Below are 11,082 nucleotides of genomic sequence, written 5' to 3'. Positions count from 1 at the left end.
TTATCTCAACGGCACTTTCTCTTAGAAGATGTTTTTACAAATTTGGGATGCACCCTTAAACTTATTGAAAATTCCCCAAAAGAAATTAAAGCGGTAGTCCTTGAAATGGTAGAACGTTTAGAGGCAAATTGGCAGCCTCAACCGGACGATGAAGAACTCCAAAAACGATTCTGGCAGATTTTTCCCAAGGAGCAAAAACGACATGGCTATCCCCTACATGGGGAACTTCGCGCTCGTTTTGGGGCTGATTTTTTGCGTCAAGACCCGGCATGGTTAGATTAAGTATTAGTTGAATTACTTTGGAACAATGCACGCTCTTTTATTAGCTGCCGGTTACGGTACTCGACTTCGGCCTCTAACCAATACAATTCCTAAATGTTTAGTTCCCATTCAAGGTAAGGCATTACTGGAAATTTGGTTAGAAAGATTAAGTAAATCTGGAATTAGTTCATTTTTAATCAATACTCATTATCTCAGCGATCTCGTGGAAGAATTTATCGAGTCCAGTTCTTATCGGGATAGGGCAACTTTAATCTACGAGCCAAAACTTCTCGGAACAGCAGGAACGATTCTTGACAACCTTGATTTTTTTCAAGGACAAGATGGACTATTAATTCATGCTGATAATTACTGTTTGGCTGATTTTCAGTCTTTTAAGCAGGCACATCAACAACGTCCCCCGGAATGCGTTCTCACGATGATGATATTTCGGACCGATACTCCCTCGACCTGTGGTATCGTTGAATTAGACAATCGCGGTGTCATGATTGGGTTTCATGAAAAAGTTGCATCGCCGCCAAGCAATCTCGCGAATGGTGCAATTTATTTACTGTCACCAACATTCTTAGAGATGCTAAAATCTGATTTCCACGAGGCGAAAGATTTCACAACGGAGGTTATTTGCCAATTAACTGGGAAAATTTATACTTATGAAACCCAAGAAACGTTTTTAGACATTGGGACACCAGAGAGTTATAAACGAGCCAATTTGCAAATGCAATTATGATATGAATTTACAACATTCTCAACAATCTTTTTCCCTAGAGTATTTTCAACAATTATCTGACTTGAAGGATAACTTTCAAGCGAGCGATCGCACCGGAAAAGCAATTTCTTTTTCTGAAGGTATTAACCAAGCAGCAACCTTAGTCAAAGAGCAAACTCAGCAGCAAAATAAGGTGATGTTTGTCGGTAATGGTGGGAGTGCCGCAGTTGCCAGTCATCAAGCCATTGACTATTGGCGAAATGGAGGATTTCCCGCGATCGCCTTCAACGATGGAGCGCTTCTGACTTGTATTAGCAATGATTTTGGTTACGAACAAGTTTTCAGTAAACCTATCACAACTTTTGCTCGCAAAGGAGATATTCTTTTTGCCATTAGTAGTTCTGGTCAATCGGCTAATATTGTAGCAGCAGCCAAGCAAGGTATTGAAATGGGATGTTATGTTATTACACTATCTGCCTTCAAACCTGATAATCCCCTGCGACAATTAGGAAGTTTGAATTTTTACGTTCCTACACTGTCCTACGGTTACGCAGAAATTACCCATCTTTGTATTTGTCATTGTATATTAGATGGATTAATGAAAGGTGTCTTGCCTGAAGCACAAGTGGAGATCAATTCTAATCGTCTTGGCTAGAAAAAATACCATAGAAAACAATACAAAGTTGTAGTTGAAATGTTAGATCGTTTAGAGAATAAAAGAAAATACTCATCCGAAGGTGAGAAAATGCAAACAAAACTAAATGATTTGAGCCATCATATTCTTGAAGGAGGAAGAATAAATCCTCGTATGGGTCAACTATTTCTGTCTAAACATGCTAACTTATTGCCCTCTTAAGGAAAAATTCAATGTTTAACGATCGCGTTATTTTAATTACTGGAGGGACGGGATCTTTTGGCAAGCAGTGCGTCAGAACCTTTCTGAAACGCTATCAACCCAAAAAAATCATTGTTTACTCGCGAGACGAACTGAAACAGTATGAAATGGCACAGGAGTTTAACGCTCCTGTCATGCGTTATTTTATCGGGGACGTGCGCGATCGCGATCGCCTTGCCATGGCCTTTCGAGATGTAGATTATGTCATTCACGCTGCCGCTCTCAAGCAAATTCCCGCAGCAGAATACAATCCGATGGAATGTATTAAAACGAATATTCACGGTGGAAATAATGTGATTGATGCCGCGATCGAACGAGGAGTCAAAAAAGTAATTGCTCTATCAACCGATAAAGCTGTGAATCCTATTAATCTCTACGGTGCAACCAAATTAGCCTCAGATAAATTATTCGTTGCTGCTAACAATATTTCAGGGAGTTTAGACACTCGATTTTCTGTCGTTCGTTATGGTAATGTCGTTGGCTCTAGAGGCTCTGTCGTTCCTTTTTTTAAAAAACTACTTGAGGAAGGTGCAACCGAGTTACCGATTACCGATCCGCGCATGACTCGTTTTTGGATTACTTTACAGCAAGGAGTAGATTTAGTTCTCCAGAGTTTTGAGGAAATGCAAGGGGGAGAAATTTTTGTCCCGAAAATTCCCTCCATGAAGATTGTCGATCTGGCTGCAGCTTTGGCTCCCGGTATTCCTCACAAAATAGTTGGAATCAGACCGGGAGAGAAATTGCATGAGGTCATGTGTCCAGTAGAAAGTTGTCACTTAACATTTGAATTTAGTGATTGCTACACGATTATGCCGACGATTGAATATCATCGTGCTGTTGATTTTAGCTGCAATGCTCTTGGTGAAAAAGGGTCTCCAGTTTCCGAAGGATTTCAATACAGTTCCAATAACAACTCAGATTGGCTGAGCGGCGATCGCTTACTTGCTATGCTTGCTCCATGAATGATTACATCCCCTACGGTCGGCAAGATATTAACCAGCAGGATATCGATGCTGTCATTGAAGTATTGCGATCGCCGTTAATTACCCAAGGTCCTGCGATCGCTAATTTTGAGCAGGCGATCGCAGACTATTGCGGAGTTCAGTATGCTGTAGCCGTGAGTAGCGCAACGGCTGGCCTTCATATTGCTTGTTTGGCGATCGGTTTGGGGGAAGGAAATACTCTCTGGACTTCTCCTAACACTTTTGTCGCCTCAGCTAATTGTGGTTTATATTGTGGTGCGAATGTCGATTTTGTCGATATCGATCCGAAAACTTATAATTTAAGTGTTAACAAACTTGAAAAGAAACTTGCTTTAGCCGAAAAACAAGGGAAATTACCCACTGTTCTTATTCCCGTTCATTTTGCCGGACAATCCTGTGAAATGAAACAAATTTTTGCTTTAGCCAAACGTTATGGGTTGAGAATTATTGAAGATGCCTCTCATGCGATCGGTGGACGCTATCAAGAGAAACCAATAGGCTGTTGTCAGTATTCAGATATGGCCGTGTTTAGCTTTCACCCCGTCAAAATTATTACCACTGGAGAGGGCGGAATTGTTTTGACAAATCAACAAGAATTGTATGAAAAGTTAATACGATTAAGAAGTCATGGTATTACACGAGATTCCGAGTTAATGACCGAGCAATCTCCGGGATTATGGTACTATCAGCAACTCGAATTAGGATTTAATTATCGCATCACGGATATTCAAGCTGCATTGGGATTAAGCCAATTACAAAGATTAGATCGATTTGTACGGCAGCGAAAGATTTTAGCACAACATTACGATCGCCTTTTAAGTAATTTGCCGCTTATCTTACCTTGGCAGCATCCAGAAACAAAATCGAGTTGGCATTTATATGTTATTCGCTTAAAACGAGATCGAATTCATAAAACATATAGTCAGATATTTGAATCCTTACGGGAAGCTAAGATTGGTGTAAATTTACATTATATTCCCGTACATACTCAACCTTATTACCAACAGTTGGGATTTCAGTGGGGAGATTTTCCTCAAGCAGAGGAGTATTATCAAGAAACAATTAGCTTGCCTTTATATCCGGGTTTAAATGGAGCAGAGCAAAATAAAATTGTAAAACAATTACAAAATATTGTACGATGAGAAAAGTTCTACTAAATCATCATATGGGATGAAAATTGCGATTATTCCAGCACGAGGAGGCAGCAAGCGTATTCTCCACAAAAATATTCGTCCTTTTAAAGGAATCCCGGTAATTGCTCGAGCAATCCAAACGGCAAAACTTTCTAATTTATTTAACTCTGTATTCGTTTCTACTGATGATTTAGAAATTGCTGAAATTGCCCGTCAATGGGGAGCAAAAATCCCTTTTTTGCGTCCCTTAGAACTCGCAGATGATGTTACAGGAACAACCGAGGTAATTGCCCATGGGACTCAATGGGCAATCTCTCAAGGATGGGATATTGAAGGGGTATGCTGTATTTATGCGACAACCCCTTTGATGCAAGTGAATGACTTAATCGCTGGATGGAATAGTCTCAATTGCGGCCAGTGGTCGTATGCGTTTTCAGCAACAGATTTTCCTTCACCTATTTGTCGCGCTTTCCGACAGGATGAAAATGGGGGTGTAGAAATGTTTTTTCCAGAACATTTTGGTCAGCGATCGCAAGACCTACCTCTTGCGCTTCACGATGCAGGTCAGTTTTACTGGGGCCGTCCGCAAGCATGGTTAGAACAAAAACGCATTTTCGATCGCTGGTCTATTCCTGTCATGATTCCCCGTTGGCGGGTACAGGATATTGACACAGAAGAAGATTGGCTGCAAGCTGAGTTAATGTGGGATGCGATCGCGAAAAGAAATGAGATTGACAACTTGTTGGAAGCTGAGAAAACACGATAGAACTATCATTTTGATATGGTAAATCGTCAAACATTACTATTCCGAGTTGATGCCTCCGTGCAGATTGGTACAGGCCATTTGATGCGCTGCTTGGCTTTGGCTCAAGGGTGGCAAAAAGTAGGAGGAGAAACTGTTTTTGCGATCGCGACAGAAATTGGCGGAATGCGATCTCGTTTAGAAACAGAAAAAATTACTGTTCATCAATTATCGGTGACTTTAGGCTGTATTGAGGATGCAGAAAAAACGATCGCTTTAGCCCAAGAGTTAGGGGTAACTTGGCTGGTTGTGGATGGCTACCATTTTGATGCACGATATCAGGAACAGATTAAAAATGCTGGTTTGAAATTACTCTTCATTGATGATTATGGACACGCAGAATATTACTATGCGGATTTAGTCCTGAATCAGAATGTTTATGCAGATGAGAGTTTATATCTCCATCGGGAATCTTACACGAAACTTTTATTAGGGACTCGCTATGTTCTCTTGAGACAAGAGTTTTTACAGTGGCAAAACTGGCAAAGAGAAATGCCCGATATAGCCCAGAAGATTTTAGTTACTCTTGGTGGTAGCGACCTCGATAATGTAACGTTGAAAGTTATTCAAGCCTTGCAACAGGTGCAAGTTAAAGATTTAGAAGTCGCGATCGTTGTGGGAGGAAGTAATCCTCATTACGAACAGTTACAAAAGATAGTGCAACAGTCTTCATTATCCCTTTCTCTCAAGCGAAATGTAACCAATATGCCTGAATTAATGGCATGGGCTGACATCGCGATCGCCGCAGGAGGATCGACAAATTGGGAACTGGCTTTTATGGGTTTACCGAGTTTAATTATTGTTTTAGCTGATAACCAGAGAGCGATCGCACAAAAGTTAGACGAACTAGAGATTGCTATCAATATCGGAGATCGTGACGCATTTTCAATCACAAAACTGGCTTCTCAATGTCACTCTCTCATCACCAAAATTGATAGTAGAGTCAGGCTCAAACAGTTAGCTTTAAAATTGATAGATGGAAAAGGGATAGAAAGACTTTTGTGCCTTCTAAATTCAAACATATTAAAATTGCGTACTGTTAACTATTCTGACTGTAAATTATTATGGGAATGGGCGAATAATCCTCAAATTAGAAATGCTTCATTCTTTTCAAAATCGATCCCTTGGGAAATTCATCAGAAATGGTTTGAGGATAAAATAAAAGATAGTAATTGTTCTATTTTTATTGCTCTTGATTATCAAAATAATCCAATGGGTCAAGTTCGTTTTGAGGTAAATATAGAGACAAATGAAGCAGAAGTTAGTGTAAGTATAGCTCCAGAAAAACAAGGTTGTGGCTTGGGATCAATTTTAATTAAAAAAGCATCAGAAGAGTTTTTTTGCCAAAATCCAGTTAATAGTATACGAGCTTTAATTAAATTAAATAATTTTAGCTCGATTCGAGCCTTTGAAAAAGCAGGGTTTTATAAATTTTCTCAACTTCATAAAAACAACTATCCTGCTCTATGTTATAAAAAAAAGATATAGATGATTTTGAGTAAGTATATGCAGAAAATTCATATTCTAGATAAAAAAATTGGACTCAACTATGCTCCTTTCCTTGTTGCCGAAATGTCTGGGAATCACAATCAATCCCTAGACCGCGCTTTAGAAATTGTCGAAGCAGCAGCAAAATCTGGAGTCCACGCAATTAAACTTCAAACTTATACAGCCGATACCATGACGCTGGATATTAAAAAAGGAGAATTTTTTATTAGCGATCGCAACAGTTTATGGTACGGTCATTCTTTATACGAACTATATCAAAAAGCCTATACCCCTTGGGAATGGCACGAACCCATATTTCAACGCTGTCGAGAATTAGGAATGATTGGCTTTAGTACCCCTTTCGATGCCACTGCTGTTGATTTTCTCGAATCTTTAGACGTTCCCTGTTACAAAATTGCCTCTTTTGAAAACACCGATTTACCTCTCATTCGCAAAGTCGCCAGCACGGGTAAACCTCTCATCATTTCGACGGGTATGGCCACTGTAGCAGAACTCGATGAAACAGTCCGCACAGTCCGAGAAACAGGGTGTGAAGATTTAATTTTACTCAAATGTACTAGCACTTACCCGGCCAGTCCAGAAAATACTAATATTCTGACTATTCCTCATCTGCGCGACTTATTTAATGTTCAAGTTGGCTTATCGGATCACACAATGGGGATAGGTGTTGCTATAGCAAGTATTGCTTTGGGTGCTACGTTCATTGAGAAACACTTTACCCTCAAACGTGCTGATGGTGGTGTAGATTCTGTCTTTTCTATGCAGCCGGAAGAAATGGCACAACTTGTTATAGAATCAGTAAGAGCTTGGCAGAGTTTAGGACGCATCCAATATGGTTCAACCCATGCGGAGAAGTCCTCTAAGGTATTTCGACGTTCCCTTTATGTTGTCCGAGATATGCAGGCTGGAGAAATATTTACGCCAGACAATCTTAAATCACTGCGTCCGGGTTTGGGCTTGCCTCCTAAATATTACGATATTTTACTGGGAAAAAAAATCTGGCGCGATATCAAACAGGGAACACCCATGAGTTGGGAATTACTGGCTGAATAATACGATGACTCATCATTATTGTTCAGATATGAAGGAAAAATTGCCTCAACGATCGTACAGTGGGCATAGGTGTTGCGATCGCAAGAGTGGCTTTAGGTGCGACATTTATTGAAAAATACTTTACTCTTAAATGTGTTGATGGTGGCATAGATTGAGAATTCTTAATAGTGAGTTATAAAATGAATCAGAAAATTAGAAAAATTGTTCCTAAATCTCTTAAAGATGGAATTTATAAAATCTATTATGGTTGCCTCGAAGCTGGTTTATCTATTCGATTGAAAGGTCTGGCTTTTTTGGAAAAGTTACGTTTTTTTCTCCGTGTTATTGGAGAAGCAATTATTGTCATTTCTGTTATTCTTCTGCGTCCTTTTGTCTTGATTCGCTTCGGGATAATAAGAAGCGATCGCATCGGTCATTTTAGTATTGATATCGAAGCATATCTTTGTGCTAGGGAACGGGAAAGGCAGAAAAGACCAACCATTGATATTATTAGTTGTCCAAAACCAACTTGCAACAGTCAATTGCAAAAAATGTGGGACAGAACATTTAAAATTACTCCTCATGTAGAGCAAATCCGTCGTTTGGATGTGGCTTGTAAAAAATGGACAGGGAGAGAAAATCATCATGTTAAATTGTATGCAAGAGGTTCTGATTATCATTTATTCGCCAAGACTCAACCCCATCTTTATTTCACGGATGAAGAGGAAAAACGAGGTAAATATCTCCTTCAGGAATTAGGAATTCCTCTTGATAAACCTTGGGTTTGCCTTCACAATCGAGATTCTGCCTATCTCAAACAGACTCAGCCCAACATCAACTGGAATTATCACGACTACCGGGATTTTAGTATTCAAAGCATGATCCCAGCCGCGATCGCATTGGCCGATCGCGGTTACTCTGTTTTACGCATGGGAGCAATTGTAGCCGAACCCTTGCTCAGCGATCGTCCAGAAATTATTGATTATGCCAATCATTCTTGTCAAAGTGACTTTGCCGATCTTTACTTCTTGGGAAATTGCAAATTTCTGTTAGGCAATGATTCTGGTATTTTTGCAGTAGCAGCTATATTGAGAAAGCCTTTTTCCTTTACTAATTTTCCAGCAATTTTGCCACTTTATAAATTATACTATTGGAACTCGACACCTTTTACTTTGAAGCGCTTATGGCATAGACAAAAACAACACTTCCTCTCACTACGGGAAATCTTTGAACTGGGTCTCGATCGTGCATCTCGATCTCAAGAATATCATGATGCTGGAGTTGAGCTTGTTAGCAATAGTGCTGATGAAATTTCTGCTCTAGCTATCGAGATTGACCAACGATTAAAAGGAGAGTGGCAACCTCATAATAAGGACAAAGAATTGCAGCAACAATTTTGGGATATCTTGCAACATTACTATCCTTTTGAACCTGAAGAGGGAATTAAAGCCAGAATTGGGGCTGATTTTTTAAGAAAACACATTGATTTATTAAATTGATATTGATTGAGTAACGCTAAGAAAGTTTTTATATTTTCCCATGATTTTAACATTACAGGAAACCCTAGAACAACAAAAATCTTTAGACTTGCTTTGTGCAGATAGAGCGTTACAAACTAACGAAATTTTTCGAGCTAACGCCTATTATGGTTTTAATTATATCTGGAAAAAATATGCTAATTACCCTCAAGATATTCCTTTAAAATTTGTTTATCCCCACGGGATATATCTAAGAGATAATCCAATCTGGGAAGCAGAAATTAAGACGACCCTTCCAACTGTATTTTGTTATCCAGATTATTTGCTGAATTTATATCAAAAGGCTGCCGAACAAGCTGGAAAATACAAGCATATTATTTCTGTTGCTTCTCCTTATCTCTATATGTTAGCTCTGGTCGAGCAAGATAATAAGCAAAATCCTCGACCTCAACAAAAAGGAACAATTTTTTTTCCGGGTCATTCTACTCATCATTTTAGAATCCAACAAGATTATGAGCGATTAGCAGACAAATTAGCATCATTAGATAAGCGTTATTATCCTATATCTGTCTGTCTTTATTGGAGAGATTTTAATTTAGGAAATGACAAACCTTTTCAAAAGCGAGGTTTTAATATTGTTTCCGCAGGACATATGTACGATCCTTCCTTTTTATTTCGCTTCCATCATCTTTGCTCTCAACACACTTACGCAGCTAGTAATGAATGGGGTTCTCATATATTTTATTCCATTAAATCTGGTTGTTCTTATTTTCACATCAATATCGGTTTATCTAATTATGCTGTGGAGGCAGATTCTGTTTTTGCAACTAAACCTGAATTATTAGCCAATAATGATGTTTCCAATGTATTGAGTAAGCGGACTCAGTTTTTAAAAGATTTGTTCAAAAGTCTAACACCTGAAATAACAAAGGAACAAAAAGAAGTTATAGATTCCTACTTAGGAAGAAAGCACTTTAAATCTTCAGAAAATTTGAAGCTAGAGATACAAAAAGCTGAAGAATTGTATAAATATATTCAGGCGGAAACAATTAGTGTTAATAGCATATTGCCCGAATTCAAGCCCTCTTCCGATCTCAAACAAGTATTTACGTTAGTGAAATTTAATCTAATGCGTCAACCATTCTCCATCATTAAAAATAAAGTTATATCTCAATTAAGATTAATAATTTCTAATCTTTCTTTAAGAAAAATTGTTCGAGAGATTGAGGCAAAAAACTATCAAGAAGCTTTTCAAACGCTCAATTTTATCAAATCCCAAAAAAAACCTCAAGAAAAAATTGACTATTTAAGAGCAATCTGTTTTCTCGAATCCAAAAAAATTGGCGCTGCAATCCAAGCACTCTATGAAGAACTCAGGTACTTTCCCAAGAATCAAAAAGCACGTCAACTTTTAGATGAGATCCTCGCCCAAAATCCGCAATTTCAGGCTGGAAAAATTGAAGATGAAGAATTTCAAACCATTCTCAGAATGGTTCAACCTCATACAATGTTAGGAGAACTTCGCTTATATTCTCTTTTTTCGTTAACCAAACGAATTTGTTTGGACAACATTGAAGGTAATTTTGTCGAGTGCGGTGTTGCAGGGGGAGGATCGACATTATTAATGGCCTTAACCATTAAGCGTTATACCAAGCAACCTCGTTTCTTGTATGCTTGTGATTGTTTTGCAGGAATGCCCATGCCTACAGAAGAAGATAAGCATCGCAACACTAAAGCTGAATCTACGGGATGGGGGACAGGAACTTGTGCTGCTTCAGAAGAATATATTCAACAGCTTTGCTCTGATTTTGGGGTTAGCGATATTGTTAAAACTGTTAAAGGTTATTTTCAAGAGACATTACCCTCATTGCGATCGCAAATTAACTCGATTGCTTTGCTTCATGCTGATGGAGATTGGTATGAATCAACTCGATCAATTTTTGAAAACCTGTACGATCGCGTTACAAGTAATGGTTTCATCCAAGTTGATGATTATGGATATTGGGAAGGATGTCGCAAGGCAATTCAAGAATTTGAATTACTTCGTCATATTAAGTTTGAAATTACAGCTTTAGATGTTACAGGAGTCTGGTTTCCCAAGCCAAAATTTCTAGATTTAGATAATTTATTTGCAAGCAAAAATAATAAAGAGTATCTCAATTTAGGTTGTGGTGGGCATTTTCACCCAGGATGGATTAATGTTGATTTTTATAGCAATAATCCAGAGGTTATTCTCTATAATTTACGTCAAAATATACCTTTTCC

10 protein-coding genes and 1 pseudogene are annotated in these 11,082 nt (G+C 38.6%); all 11 read left to right on the top strand.

Annotated elements, in window-relative coordinates; all coding sequences use genetic code 11:
• Positions 1-282, top strand: a pseudogene (locus tag AC6RV6_RS29480) (hypothetical protein); the annotation flags it as partial.
• 25 nt (positions 283-307) lie between these two features.
• Positions 308-1,006, top strand: a complete 699-nt coding sequence (locus AC6RV6_RS29475) for a nucleotidyltransferase family protein (RefSeq protein ID WP_500244444.1) — start codon at positions 308-310, stop codon at positions 1,004-1,006.
• Between the two features lies 1 nt (position 1,007).
• Complete coding sequence (locus AC6RV6_RS29470; RefSeq protein WP_500244443.1) at positions 1,008-1,640, top strand: SIS domain-containing protein; 633 nt, start codon at positions 1,008-1,010, stop codon at positions 1,638-1,640.
• A 212-nt stretch (positions 1,641-1,852) separates the two neighbouring features.
• Positions 1,853-2,842 (top strand): UDP-N-acetylglucosamine 4,6-dehydratase (inverting), encoded by a 990-nt coding sequence (gene pseB / locus AC6RV6_RS29465; RefSeq protein WP_500244442.1) that lies wholly within the window; start codon positions 1,853-1,855, stop codon positions 2,840-2,842.
• A complete protein-coding gene (gene pseC, locus AC6RV6_RS29460) occupies positions 2,839-4,005 on the top strand; it encodes a UDP-4-amino-4,6-dideoxy-N-acetyl-beta-L-altrosamine transaminase (protein WP_500244441.1) in 1,167 nt (388 codons plus the stop codon). The genes pseB and pseC overlap by 4 nt, the downstream gene beginning before the upstream one ends.
• Positions 4,006-4,033: 28 nt before the next feature.
• The gene (gene pseF, locus AC6RV6_RS29455) at positions 4,034-4,762 is read left to right on the top strand and encodes a pseudaminic acid cytidylyltransferase (RefSeq protein WP_500244440.1); all 729 of its coding nucleotides are present in this window, start codon (positions 4,034-4,036) and stop codon (positions 4,760-4,762) included.
• Between the two features lie 15 nt (positions 4,763-4,777).
• A complete protein-coding gene (pseG, locus tag AC6RV6_RS29450) occupies positions 4,778-6,286 on the top strand; it encodes a UDP-2,4-diacetamido-2,4,6-trideoxy-beta-L-altropyranose hydrolase (RefSeq protein WP_500244439.1) in 1,509 nt (502 codons plus the stop codon).
• 18 nt (positions 6,287-6,304) lie between these two features.
• Positions 6,305-7,360: a pseudaminic acid synthase gene (gene pseI, locus AC6RV6_RS29445; RefSeq protein WP_500244438.1), complete on the top strand. Its 1,056-nt coding sequence runs from the start codon at positions 6,305-6,307 to the stop codon at positions 7,358-7,360.
• A 59-nt stretch (positions 7,361-7,419) separates the two neighbouring features.
• Positions 7,420-7,515, top strand: a complete 96-nt coding sequence (locus AC6RV6_RS29440; protein ID WP_500244437.1) for a hypothetical protein — start codon at positions 7,420-7,422, stop codon at positions 7,513-7,515.
• Between the two features lie 24 nt (positions 7,516-7,539).
• Positions 7,540-8,838 (top strand): TIGR04372 family glycosyltransferase, encoded by a 1,299-nt coding sequence (locus AC6RV6_RS29435; RefSeq protein ID WP_500244436.1) that lies wholly within the window; start codon positions 7,540-7,542, stop codon positions 8,836-8,838.
• Between the two features lie 40 nt (positions 8,839-8,878).
• Positions 8,879-11,082: TylF/MycF/NovP-related O-methyltransferase (locus AC6RV6_RS29430; RefSeq protein WP_500244435.1), on the top strand; the 2,204-nt coding region annotated here is incomplete at its 3' end.

This window comes from Spirulina sp. LEGE 11439 (genome assembly GCF_059821285.1).
The sequence above is the reverse complement of the archived record's forward strand: the minus strand, read 5'-3'. Positions and strand labels throughout refer to the sequence as shown.